Origin of the sequence: Vreelandella neptunia (assembly GCF_022489065.1) — a bacterium.
GTDB classification, from domain to species: Bacteria; Pseudomonadota; Gammaproteobacteria; order Pseudomonadales; family Halomonadaceae; genus Vreelandella; species Vreelandella neptunia_A.
The window spans coordinates 216,146-234,900 of the sequence record NZ_JAKVTW010000001.1 but is presented as its reverse complement, the minus strand read 5'-3'; the positions used below and the strand labels follow the sequence as shown (position 1 = coordinate 234,900).

The window sequence follows — 18,755 nt, the reverse complement described above, 5'->3', positions numbered from 1 at the left end:
TTGATTAGTCATTGAACAGCAAGGCGAATACCAGTCCAAGTGGGCGGCGATCTGTTACATTACCAACAAGTTCGGCTGTAAACCGTTGATCTTGAGGGCTTGGTGCAAACGCACAGAAGTCTCACAGGAAGACAGCTTGATTAACCTTTCTGAACGTGAGCAAGTCAAGCAGCTAAAGCGTGAAAATTCCGAATTGAAGCGCCCCAATGAAATTCTCCGTAAGGCGGCTGCTTTTTTCGCCCAGACGGAGCTCAAACGCAAACCCAATTAATGGTGTCGTTTATCGACGAGCATCGTGCTCAGTATGGGTCGAGTCGATTTGTAGCCTGCTGCCAATCGCCCCATCGACGCATTACCACCACAAGGCACTGGAGGCCGATTCTGAACGGCGGGCAGATCGATATCAGCAGGATGCGTTTCTTAAGGCTGGGGTTCAGCGGGTGTGGGAGGAAAACTTCCGCGTCTAAGGTGCTCGTAAGGTCTGGCGGCAACTCCGTCGTGAGGGCGTTGAAATTGCTCGTTGCATCATACATAGCACGGCTCATGCATCGTCTGGTAATACGCGGCGAGGCGCGAAGCCAACGCTCCTTCACGGCTATCAGTGATTCCGCCCAGAAACGGGCACCTGATCTAGTGAAGCGTGACTTTACGGCAATACGTCCTAATCAGCTTTGGGTGGCCGACTTTACCTATGTCGCTACTTGGTCTGGCTTCGTTTACTTTGTCGCTGTTTATGCACGCTCTATGGTAGGTTAGCGTGTAGCGACGTCGATGAAAACGGCACTGGTACTGGACGCTCTGGATGGGCACGAAGGCACAGGCAAGGATTGAACCATCATAGTGATCGAGGAGGCCAATATCTCTCGATCCGCTACACTGACGTATGGCTGATGAGGGTATCGATGCTTCAGTCGGCACCACCGGCGACTCCTACGACAATGCGCTAGCCGAGACCATAATCGGCTTATTCAAAACGGAGGCGATTCACCGTCGCGGTCCATGAAAGGGGCGAGATGCCGTAGAATATGCCACGCTGAAGTGGGTTGACTAGTTTAACAATTGCCGTTTGCTGGAACCCGTCGGAAACGCTCCACAAGCAGAACGTGAAAGAACGTTTATCGTCAACTGGAGAAGTCGGGCGAAGCTGCATGAATCAAACAACCGGTCTCCAGAATAACCTGGGCGGTTTAAAGGTTATTATAATATACAAGCTAGCCAAATCTATCAAATCTACCGCTATAAAACGCATCAACCATAGCGAATAACTAAAGGTCAATGCGTAGTAGACCAACAATACACCAACAAACTCGATGGGTAAAAGGAGCCACGCCCCTAAGAAAGCCAATAAAAGCAGACATGGAAACGACACCAAACCCAGCATGATCGAGATGTGCCCAGCTGGAAACGGCCGGTGTTTCTTGATGGAATGATGCCTGTCGCCATTCAGGCCAATAAGATCATTTAATAGATAAACACATCTCTGTTACATTTGCTTCCTTCCTCGCACGTCTTTCAACACCTCTTTCTGGATTTATCATTACCGCAGCATTGGCATATCGCCATACTTCACAATCGTCGGTAGAGTTGCCGACGTACTCATAGCCTCTTTCACCAAACCGCTCAACCAGTAGCTCCCTTTTTTCTGTCCGTGGATAGATTGAGCCATTATCTTTGCTTAAAACTTTATCGAAACATCCTAAGTGCTCAGCCACACGCTCGGCTAGAATCCTATGAGTGGCAGTAGCGAGAATCACGTGCCGGCCTTCGTCTTTGGCCTCTTGAATTAACCCAAGCACACGCTGGTTATAGGGCAACACAGTAACATCTACGCAATTAGTTTCCGCAAGATGTGCTTTGAGCTGAGCCTTTCCCTCTACTTAGTCAACCGAAGAGAGAAAGCAGTTTATAGGGCTTGTTCTTAATAAATGAAAAACCTGACTCAACCAGCATGTCAGAATCAAGTAATGTGCCGTGGAGATCGATGTAAAGCACTGATTGCTCATCACTATTCATTTAATACACACCTCTCGGCGGCCAAGCCAAACTAAAGTCTGAATGCTTTAGTGTTAAATTAGGGTTATAGCAAGGATCATGTTCAATGTACTTTTCCCATCTAGCTTCCATGTAGCGAATCTCACTATTAAAGCGGGCAATTTTTTCAGGATTATCTTCATAACCCCTTGACGCTGACTCATGATGGTAAAGCAAAGCGTAAGGTGTATAGATATTTCTGAGACCTAATTCTTTCAATTTTAAACATAGATCAACATCATTAAATGCGATTTTTAAATCATCTTCATTTAAACCGCCAACTTCTTCATAGTCTTCTTTCTTAACCAGTAGACACGCAGCCGTAACTGCCGAGTATTCATTTACTAAATTCAAACGGCCAAAGTAACCAGGATCGTTGGGATGAATGTTATGGAATACGTGCCCCGCTACGCCACCAATTCCAATGACAACGCCTGGGTGCTGAACCAGTCCGGTCGGATAAAGCAATTTGGCACCTACTGCACCCACTCCTTGTTGAATCACTTGGCTAACCATTTCTGAAAGCCATTCTGGTTCAATAACTTCAATATCGTTATTAACAAGACCAATAATATCGCCCTTCGCTACTTTTACAGCATCGTTATTTAAAGCTGAATAATTAAAAGGCCTCTCATCGCGCTTAATAGTTATGTTGTCATAATTAGTTTCTAGCTTTGAAAAGTATTCTAACGACTCAGGATCATCAGAACCGTTATCAATTAGAATAATTTCATAGTTTGCATATGTGGTTTTGCTAATTATACTTTCAATGCAAATTTTTACTAAATCATGACCGTTCCTAGTTGGTATGATCAACGACACTTTTGGAAGGATGTCAGGAAGACTATATTTTACTCGATAACCATATTGATTAGAGGTGACATCCGCCTTTATACCACTACGCTCCATATGACCCTTGATAGCTTTTTCACCTGCTATAGCAGCGTAAGGCTTGGCATCAGCACCACCCGCGGTACTTTGAGAATGAACGCGCCAGTGATAAAGAATTTTTGGTATGTGAACAATAGCTTCATCTTTGAGAAGCTCAATAACCTTTAACGCCAAATCATGGTCTTGAGCTCCTTCCAAACCTTCCTGAAACCCCCCAACTTTATCAATCAAGCTTTTCCTATAGGCTCCAAGATGACAAATCATGTTTTGTGAATAAAACAAACTTCTGTTCCAATCAGATTTGAAATAAGGGCTATGCCGGTTTCCCGCTTCGTCTACTTTATCTTCATCTGAATAAATCAGACCTGCTTCGGGGTTTTCATTGATAGCCTTTGCCACACAATATAATGCGTGCTCTGGCAATAAATCATCTTGATCCATCAGAGCTACCCATTCACCTGAAGCGATTTCTAAAGCACTATTAGAAGCAGCAGAAATATGGCCGTTTTTATCACGGTATACTACCTTGATCCGCGCATCAGTCGACTGTTGTTTTTCTAAAAATTTCTTTATATTATTATTTTTTGAATTATCATCAGCTATACATAGCTCCCAGTTTTCATACAACTGTGCTTGAACAGACTTGATCGCCTCATCAAGCCATGTGATATTCGGGTTGTAAACAGGCATTACAATAGAGACAAGCGGAGTACATTTAAAGCTTTTTATATCAGATTGAATCCGATATTTTTCTTCTTCAGAGAGAACATCGTAACTCAGAATCCATTTTTCGTAATTATGATGATTTACTGTTACTGACTCATGCGATCCATTTACTACAAAATGATAACCTCTTGACAGTCCCTTTATACCTTCATTTCTATAAAGTTTTGTAGCTTTACGAAATGCGCTTCTAAAGCCACCAGTTTTCTTAAGGGCAGTCAATGTGAAAGTAATTAAGTTGTGACATTTTTTTCCAGCTGAGGCAACTAACCTAAGAGGTCTAGTAACTTTCCAACTTTTTGAACTAATTAAATTAAATATGTCTTTTTCTAACTGCTCATTATTTTTCTTACAATCAACAAGGCCTGATCCAATGGTGACTTGCTGTTGCTTATATTTTTCAATTTCACTTTCAAGTTTTTCAATTTCACTTTCACGACTATTTATCTGCTGACCAAGCTTGGATATTTCATCTTCAAGCAACAATTCCTTTCTTCTAATTTCATTGATTTCTTCATCTCGCTGCTCAATTCTTAACAAGGGATGAATACTATCTTCATCTTCCTCATCCTGGAGAAAAGGCTGTCCAAAACTTCCGTTTAAGCTTTCAAGCACCGGCATTACCAGCTCGTCATGACCAACTATATTTCTTCGACCTAAACGGTTATTGCTGGCTGTTTTTTTGTGAACAATACAAAGAGAATTAACAAATTCAATGGAATGAATTTTCTCAAGATCATTTAAATTTAAACTCAAACCATATTTAGCATTGAAAACACTTATTGCTTCACTTATACCTTTATTTAAACCCCAGTGCTCATAGTTTATTATATCCACAAGCTGTTTAAAAAAACTTATTGAAGAAGTTAAATCGTAAAGACCGCCGCCATAATTTTTCCAATAACTGCAATGTAAATCTTCTGCAACAAAAACTCCTCCATCCTTAAGATAAGGAAAATATTTAGAAAAAGTAAGTACTATGTCTGCGCTTGTATGTGAACCATCATCTATAATAATATCAAAATAGCTGGAAATATCTCTTATATCTTTTTCGGTTTTATTTAAATTAGCATCGCCAACTACAATTTTTATTTTTTCAGAATTATACTCTAGAAGCTTACAATCCTCGTTAATATCACATCCGACTAACAAATCGGCATTAGGGAAATACTTATTCCATATTTCCAGAGACCCGCCATTTTGAACGCCGACTTCTAATAGCCTTATTTTTTTCTCCCTGTATGGAGAAAAAAATCTATCGTATTCACTAAGGTAAATATCCCATTTATCGGAAACCTTGCCTTCATGTTCTTGGTACAATTCTCTTAGTGTTTTCATATAGATATATCTAACGATACTTTGTTGAATTTAATACCAACAAGACCCCAGCGAATCTTGTTGGACGATATATTTATTACAATCGCATCATGTAGCCAGTGATGCTGTACATTATTGTGTAAATCCCCATCAGCAAAAGAAGCCATGACAAAATATTGGCCATCAGGCAGCATAGGAAGATCAAAACAAAATTCACCTTCCAATGATTGACCAGCTTTAACCGGCCTGGAATCAAGTGAGGTAAATGGCAGGGTATTTTCTCCAAAGAGATCTTGACCAAGCCGATCTTTTACCAAAAACCCAAGGATCGGCTGGACAAAATCCTTATAAGCCTCTACCTGAATCTTTAATTTGACTTTTTCGCCTCCCTTAAACACAGGGCTAAGATTACCGTCTTCGTCCAACAGTTCAACTGAATTTATATTAGCATCGCCTGTTGTCCAGCCGTTGGCCTCGCTCAAGTTATTCTTTATATGATAGTTACTGCTGTAAATCTGCTCCTGACTTTGATTTTGATTTTGATTTTGAGATTCATCGAAATTTACCCTTTCGATGTTTGACACTTCGTTGTCCAAACTAGACAACTCAGCTTTTTCACCGTATATTTCTTGCAAATTGTATTGTAAATAAGCTTCTGATACATCTTTTGCAGTCCCTGTTAGCCTAACCTCTCCATTTCCCAACCAGACTGCGCTTTTACATAGGTTCTGAACTGCTGAAGCATCATGGCTTACGAACAACAAGGTTCCATGTTCCTGAAAAGATCTAATAAAGCGCATGCACTTCTGGGTAAAAACAGCATCACCTACAGATAACGCTTCGTCCACCACCAGAATGTCGGCATCCACATGCGCGATCACAGCAAAGGCCAGCCTTACCATCATGCCACTGGAATAGGTTTTTACAGGCTGATCAATGAAATCGCCTATTTCAGCAAATTTTTCAATTTTGGCGAATCGTTCAGTTACTTGTGATTCAGAAAGTCCATAGAGCGAGGCGTTAAGATAAACATTTTCTCGCCCGGTAAACTCCGGATTAAAACCAGAACCAAGCTCCAAAAGAGCCGCCACTTTGCCATTGGTTTCAACTTTCCCCATGGTTGGCGTCAATGTGCCACATATAATCTGTAGCAGAGTCGACTTGCCGCTACCATTGCGGCCGATTATCCCAACCGTATCGCCTCTTTTTACTTCTAGGGAAACACCTTTCAGTGCCCAGAACTCCTTGAAAAATTGAGACTGAGGCTTACTTAGCGCGCGTTGTACTCTTGGGACAAGCATTTGCTTGAGCCGGTCGCGGGGCTGGTCAAATATTTCAAAACGCTTGCTGAGGCCTTCAACCTTAATTGCAATATCAGAGCACATCCGCAAACCCCTTTCTGGTCTTCTGGAACCAGGCAAAACCTAGAAAAAGTATGGCCACTGAATAGAGCATATAGACTAATATTCCCGAGAAGTCGGGCAGTTTTTGCCAGATCAATACGTCACGCGCCTGCTCTATAATAAAGGTTAAAGGATTAGCCATGAACAATGGTTGATATTGTTCAGGTAGCCGCTCTATCGGAAAGAAAACTGGCGAAAGGAACAATAACACCGTGGCTATTATGCCCATCGTTTGACCAATATCCCTTAGAAATACGCCTAGTGACGCCAATATATAACTCACTCCCAGCGACAAGGTAATAAGCGGAAGTAGCACCAAGGGTAAAAATATTGCCTGCCAGCTTGGTATTCCTATGAACAAAAGGTGGGCAAGCAGCCACACACCTATGCTGATAGCAGCGTGGAACATTGCACTAAGCACTGCGGATATCGGCAGTATTTCCAGAGGAAAGATGACTTTTTTGACGTAATTTACATTGCTTAGTATCAATGCTGGGGAGCGAGTTAGAACTTCAGCAAATAATGCGTGCACGATCAAACCAATAAATAGCACAACAGCAAAAAAGCCTTTGCCTTCGGCCTCCCCTTCCATCGCCACGCCCCACTTGGCTTGGAAAACTACGGAAAAAACAAACGTAAAAACAGCCAGCATAAGCAAGGGATTTAAAAAGGACCAACCCAGGCCGATAACAGACCCACGATAACGGCCTACCACCTCTCGCCGCGTGATTTGAAGGATTAGATTTCGGTGTTGTATGCAAGATCGTGCTAAGGCCACAGGCGACAAAGGTTGTGATGCATGTGGATTCATTCAAAAACCTCTGCGTCCTTGAATGCCGGGGCAACACTGTCTTTACCGGAGAGCTTTGGTTCCAGCTCAGCAGGCCACTGAATGCCGATATCCGGGTCATTCCAGATAATGGCACGCTCACTCTCTGGTGCGTAGAGGTTTGTGGTTTTATAAAGAAATTCCGCCGTGTCGCTTAGCGTTATAAAACCATGTGCAAAACCTTCCGGCACCCAAAGCTGATGCTTATTATCAGCAGAGAGAAGCGCCCCTACCCACTTGCCAAAGGTCGGTGAGTTGCGGCGGATGTCTACTGCCACATCGAACACTTCACCTTGAACAACCCTGACCAGTTTACCCTGGGCATGGGGTGGCATTTGATAGTGCAGGCCACGTAACACCCCTTTTGCTGATTTGGAGTGGTTGTCTTGAACAAAGGCCACTTCGCGCCCTACCGCTTTGTTAAACTGGCTTTGATTGAAGCTTTCAAAAAAGAAGCCCCGCTCATCGCCGAAGACTCGGGGCTCGAAAAGGATGACGTCCGAAATTTCAAGAGGTGTCGCCTTCATTAGTTCAAATTACCTTTCAAAATGTGTTTCAAATACTGCCCGTAACCGGTTTTGACCAACGCATCGGCTTCAGCTTCCAGCGCTTCATCACTTATCCAGCCGTTACGCCAAGCGATCTCTTCTAGGCAAGCGACCTTTAATCCCTGGCGGTGTTCGATCGTCTGCACATACTGGCTGGCTTCCAGTAGGCTGTCGTGAGTCCCTGTATCCAGCCAAGCAAAACCACGGCCTAGCCTTTCTACATTAAGATCACCACGCTCCAGGTAGGCATTATTGATACTGGTAATTTCCAGTTCGCCACGTTCAGAAGGCTCGACCTGCTTGGCAATTTCGACCACATCATTGTCGTAGAAATAGAGCCCGGTCACCGCATACGCTGACTTGGGTTGTTTCGGCTTCTCTTCGATGGAAATAGCTTTACCATCTGCATCGAACTCAACTACCCCAAAACGCTCTGGATCCTTCACTAGATAACCGAATACTGTCGCTCCGCTAGCTTGAGAGGAAGCTCGCTTCAATTGCTCGGAAAAGTGCTGTCCGTGGAATATATTATCTCCCAACACAAGGCAGACTGGATCATTACCAATAAACTCTTCACCGATGATGAAGGCCTGCGCCAGGCCATCCGGGCTTGGCTGAACCTTGTATTCAAAACGCACACCAAACGGCTCACCGCTGCCCAGTAAATTTTGATATTGCGGCAGGTCTTCAGGAGTGGAGATGATAAGAATTTCGCGGATGCCCGCCAGCATTAGTACCGAGACGGGATAATAGATCATTGGTTTGTCGTAAATCGGCAATAACTGCTTGGACACACCGCGTGTTATCGGATGAAGGCGTGTGCCCGAGCCACCTGCGAGAATAATTCCTTTACGTGCCATTTGGCCCCCTATTGCTTTTAAGCGATTCTATCCATCAGAACCAAAAGATTAATATCGATGTAGTACTGTGAGCCTTTAATAATTTAGGGCTCCAAGTACTCTGCTAGTGTCAATTCAAGCTGTGATTGCCAGTCTGGCAACTTAACTTGTAGTGCCTTTTCGAGTTTGCTGAGATCGAGCCGGGAATTCAGTGGTCTAGTCGCTGGGGTCGGGTAATCTGTCGTTGGTATCCCTGCTAATCGAGCTTGGTCTATCGCAAGCGTCTCCCCCCGAGCTTCTGCCATCTTAAAAATCGCCTCGGCAAACCCGTGCCAACTGGTTTCGCCACGAGGGGCCAAGTGATATAGGCCTGAGGGAATTTCCTGGCTTAAGCCCATGGCGGTCACTTGGGCAATAAGACGCGCCGGGGTTGGTGCGCCAATTTGGTCCGCTACAATGCTAAGCGCTTCACGCTCACGCCCTAGGCGTAGCATCGTTTTCATGAAGTTGTTACCGCGGGCGCTATAGACCCAGCTCGTTCGGAAAATCAAATGCTGGCAACCGCTCGCCATAATCGCCTGGTCGCCATCGAGCTTGGTTTGCCCATAGGTGCTTAACGGTCCGTTGGCACTCGTTTCGCTCCATGCGGTAGTTCCGCTGCCAGGGTAGACGTAGTCGCTGGAATAATGCACTAGGTCAGCACCTTGTTCGGCGCAGTACGCCGCTAGCTGAGCGGGCAACTCGGCATTCAAACGCCGGGCCCGATCAGTCTCGTCTTCTGCTTTGTCGACCGCTGTATAAGCAGCCGCATTGACGATAAGGTCGGGTTTTCGTTCCACCAGCCAGTTTTCAACCGCCACCGGGTCTGCGAGATCCAATTGCTGGCTGGTGGGTGCTTCTATCTCACCATGCAGGCATAACTGACGCTGCAATTCAAAGCCCACCTGACCACTGGCACCCGTTAATAGGATGCGTTTGGTGCTTGTCATGCCCCTGCTCCTAAACGTTGGCCTTGGTAGCTACCATCCTGCACACGCTTCCACCACTTCTCGTTTGCCAGGTACCACTGCACCGTTTTGCGCAACCCGGTTTCAAACGTTTCTTCGGGGCGCCACCCTAGTTCGCGCTCGATCTTACCCGCATCAATTGCATAGCGAAGGTCATGCCCTGGACGGTCCTTCACGAAAGTGATTAGGTCGCGGTAATGGCCTTCTTCAAGGGGCCGCTGTTCCTGAAGAAGGTCGCATATCGTTTCGACCACTTCCAGGTTGGTTTTTTCATTGTGGCCGCCAATATTATACGTTTCGCCAATCACCCCTTCGCTGGCGGCCTTGATTAAGGCGCGGGCGTGGTCTTCTACATACAGCCAATCGCGAATCTGCTGTCCATCGCCATAAACCGGCAACGGTTTGCCAGCCAAACCATTCAGCAGTACCAGCGGAATGAGTTTTTCTGGGAAGTGATAGGGGCCGTAGTTGTTAGAGCAATTAGTCACTAACGTCGGCAAGCCGAAGGTTCTCTGCCAAGCACGAACGAGATGGTCTGAGCTGGCTTTGCTTGCCGAATAGGGTGAGCTCGGCGCGTAAGGGGTCGTTTCGGTAAACAGCCCTTCAGGGCCGTCAAGGTCACCATAGACCTCATCAGTCGAAATATGGTGAAACCGAAAGCCTGCGGCTTTGCTGGGGTCGGTTTCCTGAAGGTTCTTCCAGTAGTGCCGGGCAATTTCGAGTAAGACCGAGGTGCCAACGATATTGGTCTGAATAAAGTCCGCTGGCCCGTCGATAGAACGGTCCACATGACTTTCTGCCGCCAGGTGCATAACGATATCGGGCTGATGCTTTTCAAACACCTGCTTCATTGCGCCTGCATCACCAATATCATGCTGCTCAAATGTATAGCGTGGGTCTTCAGCTACATCGGCCAACGATTCAAGGTTTCCGGCATAGGTCAATTTATCGACATTGACGACGCGATGATCGCTATTGGCAATCAGTTCACGCACGACTGCTGAACCTATGAATCCGGCACCGCCTGTGACGAGGAATGTCATTGGCATCATAATTTCCTTCTACTGATCTTTTAGTTACTTATGCGTTCATTGCTAGTTAAAAAAGAAAAGAACGATTATTAACACTTCAACAGCCGAGTGTTGACGTTAGAAACGTTTTTCAGCGCTTCGGCGGGGATTAACACACCACTGCTGGCTAGGGCGGCTGGGCTAGCAGGATCATACGAAGGGCAAAAGTGGCCGCAACCTCTAGCACTTTTCATCTTGAAAACCTTTCAGGCACGCTACCGCCCAGGGATTATTACGGACATTTCCCTTGCCCTAGCCTTATTTAGCATTTGGCATACCAGCGACAGTGTTTAGCGCTCGGTCACTGCGATTTTACTTTAATGCGCACTGGCCCCACAGTTAATGATGCTCGTGGGTTAGCTCATCCCAATGCGAGGAGCGGTATGAATCTTCATGAGCGCCATACCACCGCAAATGCGCGCAATGATACCTTATCCAGTGCAAGGGGGGCGAATCTTTACGGGCTGGCAGCCAGTTGGAAAACCAGGTTTTGGTTGCCTTTAACTCCCGAGGTTCAGCGAAAACGGCGCGGCAGGCCATCAGCAGGAGGAGCTCCCATTTTGCATTTTAGAAGCCATAAAAGACAAAGCCGCTGAAGAGTGTGATCTTCAGCGGCTTTTATCGAACGCTAGGCTAGCTAGGCTAGTTACAGCATTCGTTGCTTATTTATAAACTGGCAGTCTTGAACAAACCTCAGCCACTTTATCCAGCACCTTCGCTTCGATGGCGCTGGTGTCTTCGCCTTTGGCCAACACATCTAGAATGTCGCAGATCCAGCCAGCTAGCTCGGTACACTCTTGTTCACCGAAACCGCGCGTGGTCACCGCCGGTGTGCCAATACGCAGGCCAGAGGTGACGAACGGGCTTTGCGGGTCGTTTGGCACGGCGTTCTTGTTGACGGTGATGTGGGCACGGCCAAGCGCTGCATCGGCGTCTTTACCGGTTACGCCCTGCTTGATCAGCGAGAGCAGGAAGAGGTGATCTTCCGTACCGCCCGAGACGATGTCGTAACCGCGGTCGATAAACACCTTGGCCATTGCCTTGGCATTTTTGATTACCTGCTGCTGGTAGGTTTTGAACTCAGGCGCCATGGCTTCTTTAAAGCACACTGCTTTGGCGGCGATCACGTGCATCAAGGGGCCGCCCTGGCCACCGGGAAATACCGCCGACTGTAGCTTCTTCTCGATATCTGCGTCGTTTTCAGCAGATAGAATCACGCCACTGCGTGGGCCGCGTAGGGTTTTGTGGGTAGTAGAGGTCACCACGTGGGCGTGCGGCAAGGGGCTGGGATAAACGCCCGCCGCGACTAGACCTGATACGTGGGCCATATCGACCAGTAAGTAAGCGCCCACTTCGTCGGCGATTTCGCGGAACTTGGCCCAATCCACAATTTGTGAATAGGCAGAGAAACCGGCGATGATCATTTTGGGCTTGTGCTCACGGGCAAGCTGAGCCACTTGGTCGTAATCAATCAGCTCTTGCTCATTTAAGCCGTACTGAATGGCATTGTAGTGCTTGCCCGAAAAGCTCGGCTTGGCACCGTGGGTCAGGTGGCCACCGGCATCCAGGCTCATACCTAAAATGGTATCACCTGGTTTTACCAACGCTTGGAAAACGGCGCTGTTGGCCTGCGAGCCAGAGTGCGGCTGTACGTTGACGTAGGTAGCGCCGAACAGCTCTTTGGCGTAATCGATGGCCAGGTTTTCAGCGATATCCACGAATTCACAGCCGCCGTAATAGCGCTTACCGGGATAGCCTTCAGCGTATTTATTGGTCAGCTGGCTGCCCTGGGCTTCAAGTACGCGGGGGCTGGCGTAGTTTTCGGAAGCAATCAGTTCGATGTGGGCTTCCTGGCGCGCCACTTCTTTCTGCATGGCATCAAACAGCACATCATCGAATCCGGCAATTGTCATATCGCGGCTGAACATCGGCGGGAACCTCGTAACGAGAAAGGGTCATCATGGAAGAAGCGAGGCCGCTATCATAACGCAGCCTGAGGCGACTTTCATCGCATCCGCGTCAGGTCGTGCATGAGCGTGTTTCATGTTGGGCCAGCCATTAAATGCTGACCGATTGGACAGCATAGCCTTTCCATTTCGCCCATGCGCGTACCTCAATGGGTGATTGAGAACGAGGCTCGGTGATTTCGCTGTTACACGACGATTTGCAATTTCTGCCTTAACATTAAATACTGTATATCCATACATAATTTAAACAGCCAGGATGCCGACGATGCCGGGCCAGTCATCTCACTTTACCCCCGCCTTGCCGTTAACCTCTCAACCGCTGCCTTATTTAACATTTCTGGGCCGCGCGGGTTTTAGTGGCTTTCCTTCCCCTGCGCAGGATTACGAGCCACGCACGCTAGATCTCAATGTTCGGTTGGTTAAAAACCCCACTGAGACGTTTTATGTCACTGCGACGGGGGACAGCATGGAGGGCTGGGGGATTTACGACGGAGATCTACTGATTGTCGATCGCGGTGTTAAGCCCCGGTTAGGGCATTTTTTGGTGGCGATGTTTGAAGGTGAAGTACTGATCAAACGCTATGCGCTTCACCAGGGCTTTCCACACCTCTGCTCTGCCCATCCGGACTACCCGCCGCTACCGCTTGAAGGCAGCGACTGCCAGCTTTGGGGCGTGGTGAGGGCCGTCGTGCACGAGTATTTACGCTGACTGAGCTGTTGTGCTGAGTGAACTTTTGCGCTGACTGAACTTTAGCGGTGGACTGGGGAATTGCGATGATCGGATTAATCGACGCCAACAATTTTTACGTCAGCTGCGAGCGGGTATTTCAGCCACAGCTCGAAGGAAAGCCAGTGGGCGTGATGTCAAACAACGATGGCTGCATTATCGCTCGCTCAGCAGAGCTTAAAGCGCTAGATATCCCGATGGGCACACCGGCCTTCAAACTTGAAGGGTTGCGCCAACGCGGCGAGATTCACTTACTGTCATCCAATTATGAGCTTTATGGCGATATGTCGGCACGCCTGACGCAGCTATTGCGCGATGCCTGCCCAGATGTTGCACCCTACTCCATCGATGAAATGTTCGTCTATTTAGAAGGCTTCACCACTGAGCAGTGTGAGGCGCTAGGGCGTAAGCTGCGCCAGCGTATCCGCCGTCATTTGGGGTTGCCAGTGTGCGTGGGGCTGGCCCCCACCCATACCCTAGCCAAGCTTGCCAACCACCTTGCCAAGCAAGACCCACACTACCAAGGCGTTTGCCTGCTTAATGGACAGGACCACACCACGGAGGCGCTGCTTAAACATACCCCGGTAGGCAGCGCGTGGGGCGTCGGCCATCGGCTCGCCGAACGGCTAGCGGTTGGCGGGATTCATACCGCATGGGATCTGCGTGAATGCGACACTAAACAGCTGCGTAAGCGTTTCTCCGTGGTGTTAGCACGCACTGCACTTGAGCTGCGTGGCACGCCCTGTATGGAGATGAACGCAGTAGATAAACCCCGCGAGCGCATTATGACATCGCGCTCGTTCGGTCAGCCCACCGGCGTTTTTGCAGAGGTGCATAACGCACTGCGCCGTCACGCCCAGCGGTGCGCTGAGAAACTGCGCGAACAGCGCAGCTTAACCCGTGCTGTCATGGTGTTTCTCAATACCAATCGCCACCGGCGAGATCAACTGCAATACTTTCCCAATGCATTAATACCGCTACCCTCCCCCAGCGATGACACCCGCGTCATTCTTGACTCCGTTCGCCAGGGGCTTGAGCAGATTCATCGCCCTCGCTATCAATTTATGAAAGCAGGCGTGATGCTACTCGACCTGGTAGATGCCGAGCAGTGTCAGATGTCGTTACTGCATCAACCTGTCCATGATCGCCATCCGTTTTTGATGGCCACGGTGGATCAGATCAATCAGCAAATGGGCCAAGGCACGATTAGTTTTGGTATGACGGATGCTCCCGCTGCGTGGCAGTTACGCTGCGCCCACCGTTCAAATCGTTTTACCACCCGATGGGATGAATTAATGCAGGCAGGCACTCACCCAGGCGCGATCCAGGCGTGTACTTCGCGAACGTAACCGTTACCCTGAGGCTTCAACTGCGCAGGAAACGCTTGCCCCTATGTCTCTCACTCGTCCAGATAAAGAGTACGCTCCAGCGCCTGGCCTAGCGCAACGTTGGGCAAACCGCTATATACAGGGCTACTTTCGCCGTCACCCGGCACTTAACTCACCTGACCCGTATGCACTGAAACATGCACGCCGCTGGATCATCGCCTGGGCGGCGCTCGCGGGTATGATTTCCGGCACGCTGATTGGCGGCTCTGAGTGGTTTATGCGCGAGTTTGCCACTGGCAACTGGGAAGCGATGAGCCTGCGGGAACAGCTTCCCTACTGGGCGGCCTACCTTGCCTTCGCAGGTACCGTTACCGCGCTGGAAATTGGCTTTTTATACTGGAATGCGCTGCGCGGCGTGGCGAACATCACCCGCTTAGCAGGCCTGCGATACGGTCAAACAGAGCCGTTTGAACCCGACATCCAACTCACTGTGCACGGCGTTTCACGGGTAGCGTTGGAGTACCCCAGCCCTGGCAGTCTTATTTATGGTGTTGATCCTCACGCCTATCTGCATGGCTGGAAAATACCTGTCAGGGCACTGTTTTACCGCTTAAAAATTAGCTTAAGCAGTTTTATTCTACGCTTATTGCTGCGCCGATTATTGGGCCGCCTTACCCTGCGCGGTTTTCTTCCCGTGCTAACCGGGCCGTTATACGCAATTTGGAACGCCTGGATTGCCGCGCGCATTATTCAACAAGCCTACTTACAGGCGCGGGGCCCTGCGCTGGTTAAGCAGTTAATGGAAACACTGAATGAGAGTGACGAGCATACCCGCCAACTCGTGGCCCAGGGCGTTGGCGAGCTGATTATGCGCAACCAGTACCCGCACCCCAATTTAGTGCTGCTCTTAGCGCGCCTGCTGGATAGCCTGCCCGATAAACCCCCAGCGATTGAGATTGATTGGCCAGCCGCCCAACAGGGGTATGCGCAGCTTAGTGTCCCATCGCGTAAGACACTGCTCAGTGCCCTCACCCAGGCGGCACTGCTCAGCGGCAGCTACCGTGGCTCGCGGAAGCGGTTTCTAAAGGAGGTGTTTGCCACCTGCCAAACGCCGCTGCGCAGTGAGGATATAAAAGCACAGCAGCGGCGTTTACTATCGGGACAGATGCCGTAGAGGATTACGCCGTCCTTAACGCATGTCGTAGCCGCGGGCTTAGGGTTTCCCCAAGCGCTGCCATGACTACCAGAATCGCTAGCAGCCACGGCCAGTGCACGGCAAACGAGACCTGATATATGCCCAAGGCATCGACAAAGATGACCAGAATGCCGAGCGGGCTAACGTAGCGCACCATGGTCAGCCACAGCACATAAGGCAGCGGCGCCAGCCCGAGCTCCTCACGGAAAGAGTCGCTCTTCAATATAAAGCCTGCGAGCAGCACCATGCCCAGCCCGCCCAGCGGCATCATCCAGCGCGAGGTCAGGTAATCCAGCCAATCGAAAAAGGTCTTGCCTGCCAGGGTCCAGTCCGAGCCCAGGTTAAACGATAGCATCGCCAGGGTGCTGACAGTCCACAGCACAATACCCGTGCTCCAAGCGGCGGCCGGGCGCGAAATGCCTTTGTTATCGCACAGCCAGGAGACCGTGGCCTCTACCATGGAAATAGCAGAGGTCAATGCGGCCATGGAGAGCATCAAAAAGAAGAGAGTGCCAAACAGCGTGCCAAGAGGCATCGCCTGGAACGCCAGCGGCAGGCTCATAAAAATCAGCCCAGGGCCTTCACCGGGGTTCATGCCGTTGGCGAAAATGACCGGGAAGATCGCTAGCCCCGCCATCAGCGCGACGACCGTATCCGCCACGGCCACACTGACAGTGGTCCGGCCAATGGAAGCATCTTTAGGTAAATAGCTGCCGTAGGTAAGGATCGCCCCGGAGGCCAACGAGAGGGTAAAGAAGGCGTGACCCAGTGCTGCCAGCATGCCTTCGCTAGAGAGGCTGCCCGCGTTGAACGAAAACAGGAAGTTCACCGCCGCGCCAAAGCCGCCAGAAAACATGCCAAAGCCAATCAGGATCACCAGCATGATGACCAGTCCTGGCATCATCCAACTTACGCTCTTCTCGATCCCCTTCTGTACGCCCTTACCCACAATCAACATGGTCAGCAGCGTGACTAAGGTACTCCAGGCACCGAGATTCAGCGGGTTGGCGTTGTTGGCGCCAAACACGGCGGCCATCTCATCGACGCTGCTGCCTACTAAGCCACCGGTCAGCATCTTCCATAGATACGAGAACGACCAGCCCGCCACAACGACGTAAAATGACAGCACCATAAAGCCACAGAGCATGGCCATCCAGCCAATCAGCGACCACGCGGACGAGCGGCCTGATTCATTGACCACGCGGCGAATGGCATCGATAGGACTGCCACGGCCGCGCCGTCCAAAGGCGATCTCGGTCATCATGACCGGCACACCCACGGCAAAAATACAGGCCAGGTACACAAGCACAAAGGCACCACCACCAAACTCACCGGTGATATAGGGGAATTTCCAGATGTTGCCTAGCCCCACCGCCGAACCGGTGGCCGCCAACATAAACCCCCAGCGGCCTAGCCACTGAGTGCGAGGTTGCCCAGAAGAGGTCATTTGCCCATTTATCCTGTCAGAAAAAAGGCGCTCATCCTAAAGGATTTCACGGGCCATGCCCACAAGGGCCTGTTGACGTTTACGCATATACCGAGGCTTTAGCGGCAGCATCCAACCGCTGGGCGGTTTGATCCACCTTGCGCAAACAGGCCAGCAGCACAGCGCCAAGCGTGACGAAGCCACCTGCTAGCCACAGCCCAACGCCGTAGTGGCCAGAAGCTTCCGCCAGCATGCCGGTTAATGCCGGGGCACATATCTGGGCGGCGCCATAAGCAAGCGTCATCTGCCCCATTAATCGCGCGGGGCTTGAAGGATAAAGCCTACCCGCCATGGTCAGCACCAGGCTGACACAGCCAAGAAAGGTGCCGCCATAGAGCACGGCGCTGAGCAGTACAATTGCTGCATTAGCGGTAATGGCAGGCAGCACAATACCCACTACCTGAATCGCCATGGCAATAATCAGCGCCCCCAGATAGCCGACACGGCGTGCAACCAGATCCCATAGCATGACTGCTGGGGCCGCGGCGAGGCCCGCCAGAGCGAACGTCCAATTGCCCATGCCCGCCAGTAACGGTTCACGCTCAACAATAGCGACTAGAAAGGTAGCGCTGATCACGTAGCCGTAACCGGCGCAAAAGTAGGCAGCGAGCATCCAGCGCATAAAGGTACGTGTGGGTGGCATCGCAGGTTGGCTGTTCGCCGTATGAGCACCTATCAAGGTCTTTTCCGGACGTGGCAACCACCGCCAAGCGGGAACGAGCAGCGCAGCACCCAGCAAGCTAAAGCCCCACCACTGGGTTTGCCAGCTAAACGACAGCTTCAGCATCATTTCGACCGAAACAGAAACCACCACCATGCCAATGCCCAAACCAGCAAAGTGGATGCCCAGTTCACCGCGCTGCCGGTGCTGAAATAACCAGTGAAGAATCAGCCCTGACGCCAATAGCATTGAAGCACTGCTGGAAAGGCCCGCCAGAAAACGCATGCCCGCCCACACCCAGAAGTGCTCGGAGAGCGCCATCCCCGCGGTAGTAAGCACCGCCAGGACTAATCCACAGCGAAACAGAAAGTCTTTGATGTAGAGGCTGCGGATAGTGGCGGCCAGCACCGCGCCCAACATATAGCCCGCGTAGTTGAGCGCCGCCAGCCAACCGCCATCCGCATCGCCCATCCAGGTCTGCTGCTGCATCACCGGTAGCAACGGCGTATAGGCAAAACGCGCCACCCCAACGCACAATATCTGGCTAAACACACCCGCCAGAAGCACTCGAAAGCGTTGGGAACCTAGCGTTGCTGCGGTCATCAGGTGCTCCTTACCAGCGCTTAGCGGCTTGCGAAAGGCGGCGCTATTTAAACAAAGTAGCTATCGTTATATTGATTAGCGTGCGTACAGTGCCGTCATAGTAAGGGGTTTCGAGCAGCGCGTCATGACC

The 18,755-nt window shown here is 49.8% G+C and carries 15 protein-coding genes, 1 pseudogene and 1 other annotated feature; of the genes and pseudogenes, 4 read left to right on the top strand and 12 right to left on the bottom strand.

Features of this window, described 5'->3' with window-relative positions; genetic code table 11:
* Window positions 1–10: 10 nt before the first annotated feature.
* Window positions 11–1,177 (top strand): annotated as a pseudogene (locus tag MLE19_RS01095) (IS3 family transposase).
* Window positions 229–344: a sequence feature (AL1L pseudoknot), on the top strand. Its footprint overlaps the pseudogene before it by 116 nt.
* Here MLE19_RS01095 and MLE19_RS23205 read toward each other — a convergent pair.
* The 10 genes from MLE19_RS23205 to glyA all read right to left on the bottom strand — a co-directional run bounded on the left by MLE19_RS23205 (window position 1,154) and on the right by glyA (window position 12,586).
* Window positions 1,154–1,423: a hypothetical protein gene (locus MLE19_RS23205; protein WP_425356794.1), complete on the bottom strand. Its 270-nt coding sequence runs from the start codon at window positions 1,421–1,423 to the stop codon at window positions 1,154–1,156. The pseudogene MLE19_RS01095 and the gene MLE19_RS23205 sit on opposite strands and share 24 nt — an antisense overlap.
* Window positions 1,424–1,457: 34 nt before the next feature.
* Window positions 1,458–1,796: a haloacid dehalogenase-like hydrolase gene (locus tag MLE19_RS01090; RefSeq protein WP_340163098.1), complete on the bottom strand. Its 339-nt coding sequence runs from the start codon at window positions 1,794–1,796 to the stop codon at window positions 1,458–1,460.
* A 217-nt stretch (window positions 1,797–2,013) separates the two neighbouring features.
* The gene (locus tag MLE19_RS01085) at window positions 2,014–4,983 is read right to left on the bottom strand and encodes a glycosyltransferase (protein ID WP_240716220.1); all 2,970 of its coding nucleotides are present in this window, start codon (window positions 4,981–4,983) and stop codon (window positions 2,014–2,016) included.
* Window positions 4,980–6,347, bottom strand: coding sequence for an ABC transporter ATP-binding protein (locus tag MLE19_RS01080; RefSeq protein ID WP_240716219.1), 1,368 nt, complete (start codon window positions 6,345–6,347; stop codon window positions 4,980–4,982). Before MLE19_RS01080 ends, MLE19_RS01085 begins: the two co-directional genes overlap by 4 nt.
* Window positions 6,337–7,176, bottom strand: a complete 840-nt coding sequence (locus MLE19_RS01075) for an ABC transporter permease (RefSeq protein ID WP_240716218.1) — start codon at window positions 7,174–7,176, stop codon at window positions 6,337–6,339. Before MLE19_RS01075 ends, MLE19_RS01080 begins: the two co-directional genes overlap by 11 nt.
* The gene (rfbC, locus tag MLE19_RS01070; protein ID WP_240716217.1) at window positions 7,173–7,721 is read right to left on the bottom strand and encodes a dTDP-4-dehydrorhamnose 3,5-epimerase; all 549 of its coding nucleotides are present in this window, start codon (window positions 7,719–7,721) and stop codon (window positions 7,173–7,175) included. The genes MLE19_RS01075 and rfbC overlap by 4 nt, the downstream gene beginning before the upstream one ends.
* The gene (gene rfbA / locus MLE19_RS01065) at window positions 7,721–8,602 is read right to left on the bottom strand and encodes a glucose-1-phosphate thymidylyltransferase RfbA (protein WP_240716216.1); all 882 of its coding nucleotides are present in this window, start codon (window positions 8,600–8,602) and stop codon (window positions 7,721–7,723) included. The genes rfbC and rfbA overlap by 1 nt, the downstream gene beginning before the upstream one ends.
* An 83-nt stretch (window positions 8,603–8,685) precedes the next feature.
* Window positions 8,686–9,570, bottom strand: a complete 885-nt coding sequence (gene rfbD / locus MLE19_RS01060; protein ID WP_240716215.1) for a dTDP-4-dehydrorhamnose reductase — start codon at window positions 9,568–9,570, stop codon at window positions 8,686–8,688.
* A complete protein-coding gene (gene rfbB / locus MLE19_RS01055) occupies window positions 9,567–10,631 on the bottom strand; it encodes a dTDP-glucose 4,6-dehydratase (RefSeq protein ID WP_425356793.1) in 1,065 nt (354 codons plus the stop codon). Before rfbB ends, rfbD begins: the two co-directional genes overlap by 4 nt.
* Before the next feature lie 689 nt (window positions 10,632–11,320).
* The gene (gene glyA, locus MLE19_RS01050; protein ID WP_240716213.1) at window positions 11,321–12,586 is read right to left on the bottom strand and encodes a serine hydroxymethyltransferase; all 1,266 of its coding nucleotides are present in this window, start codon (window positions 12,584–12,586) and stop codon (window positions 11,321–11,323) included.
* A 304-nt stretch (window positions 12,587–12,890) separates the two neighbouring features.
* Here glyA and MLE19_RS01045 point away from each other — a divergent pair, with 304 nt between their 5' ends.
* The 3 genes from MLE19_RS01045 (at window position 12,891) to MLE19_RS01035 (ending at window position 15,854) form a co-directional block, all read left to right on the top strand.
* Window positions 12,891–13,334: a LexA family protein gene (locus MLE19_RS01045; RefSeq protein WP_240716212.1), complete on the top strand. Its 444-nt coding sequence runs from the start codon at window positions 12,891–12,893 to the stop codon at window positions 13,332–13,334.
* A 65-nt stretch (window positions 13,335–13,399) separates the two neighbouring features.
* Window positions 13,400–14,701 (top strand): Y-family DNA polymerase, encoded by a 1,302-nt coding sequence (locus MLE19_RS01040; protein WP_240716211.1) that lies wholly within the window; start codon window positions 13,400–13,402, stop codon window positions 14,699–14,701.
* Between the two features lie 43 nt (window positions 14,702–14,744).
* Window positions 14,745–15,854, top strand: a complete 1,110-nt coding sequence (locus MLE19_RS01035) for an LBF_2804 family protein (protein WP_240716210.1) — start codon at window positions 14,745–14,747, stop codon at window positions 15,852–15,854.
* Window positions 15,855–15,858: 4 nt separating this feature from the next.
* Here the strand turns inward: MLE19_RS01035 and MLE19_RS01030 are convergent, their stop codons facing one another.
* Together MLE19_RS01030 and MLE19_RS01025 are read right to left on the bottom strand one after the other, a co-directional pair.
* A complete protein-coding gene (locus MLE19_RS01030) occupies window positions 15,859–17,322 on the bottom strand; it encodes a sodium-dependent transporter (protein ID WP_240716209.1) in 1,464 nt (487 codons plus the stop codon).
* Between the two features lie 79 nt (window positions 17,323–17,401).
* Window positions 17,402–18,625 carry a YbfB/YjiJ family MFS transporter gene (locus MLE19_RS01025; protein WP_240716208.1) on the bottom strand — a complete coding sequence of 408 codons (1,224 nt, stop codon included), beginning with the start codon at window positions 18,623–18,625 and terminating at the stop codon, window positions 17,402–17,404.
* Window positions 18,626–18,755 lie beyond the last annotated feature (130 nt).

Bases quoted from the DNA above. Each gene is read 5' to 3' on its own strand.
- MLE19_RS01085 (WP_240716220.1), bottom strand. From the start codon at position 4,983: ATGAAAACACTAAGAGAATTGTACCAAGAACATGAAGGCAAGGTTTCC.
- MLE19_RS01080 (WP_240716219.1), bottom strand. From the start codon at position 6,347: ATGTGCTCTGATATTGCAATTAAGGTTGAAGGCCTCAGCAAGCGTTTT.
- MLE19_RS01075 (WP_240716218.1), bottom strand. From the start codon at position 7,176: ATGAATCCACATGCATCACAACCTTTGTCGCCTGTGGCCTTAGCACGA.
- rfbC (WP_240716217.1), bottom strand. From the start codon at position 7,721: ATGAAGGCGACACCTCTTGAAATTTCGGACGTCATCCTTTTCGAGCCC.
- rfbA (WP_240716216.1), bottom strand. From the start codon at position 8,602: ATGGCACGTAAAGGAATTATTCTCGCAGGTGGCTCGGGCACACGCCTT.
- rfbD (WP_240716215.1), bottom strand. From the start codon at position 9,570: ATGACAAGCACCAAACGCATCCTATTAACGGGTGCCAGTGGTCAGGTG.
- rfbB (WP_425356793.1), bottom strand. From the start codon at position 10,631: ATGACATTCCTCGTCACAGGCGGTGCCGGATTCATAGGTTCAGCAGTC.
- glyA (WP_240716213.1), bottom strand. From the start codon at position 12,586: ATGTTCAGCCGCGATATGACAATTGCCGGATTCGATGATGTGCTGTTT.
- MLE19_RS01045 (WP_240716212.1), top strand. From the start codon at position 12,891: ATGCCGGGCCAGTCATCTCACTTTACCCCCGCCTTGCCGTTAACCTCT.
- MLE19_RS01040 (WP_240716211.1), top strand. From the start codon at position 13,400: ATGATCGGATTAATCGACGCCAACAATTTTTACGTCAGCTGCGAGCGG.
- MLE19_RS01035 (WP_240716210.1), top strand. From the start codon at position 14,745: ATGTCTCTCACTCGTCCAGATAAAGAGTACGCTCCAGCGCCTGGCCTA.
- MLE19_RS01030 (WP_240716209.1), bottom strand. From the start codon at position 17,322: ATGACCTCTTCTGGGCAACCTCGCACTCAGTGGCTAGGCCGCTGGGGG.
- MLE19_RS01025 (WP_240716208.1), bottom strand. From the start codon at position 18,625: ATGACCGCAGCAACGCTAGGTTCCCAACGCTTTCGAGTGCTTCTGGCG.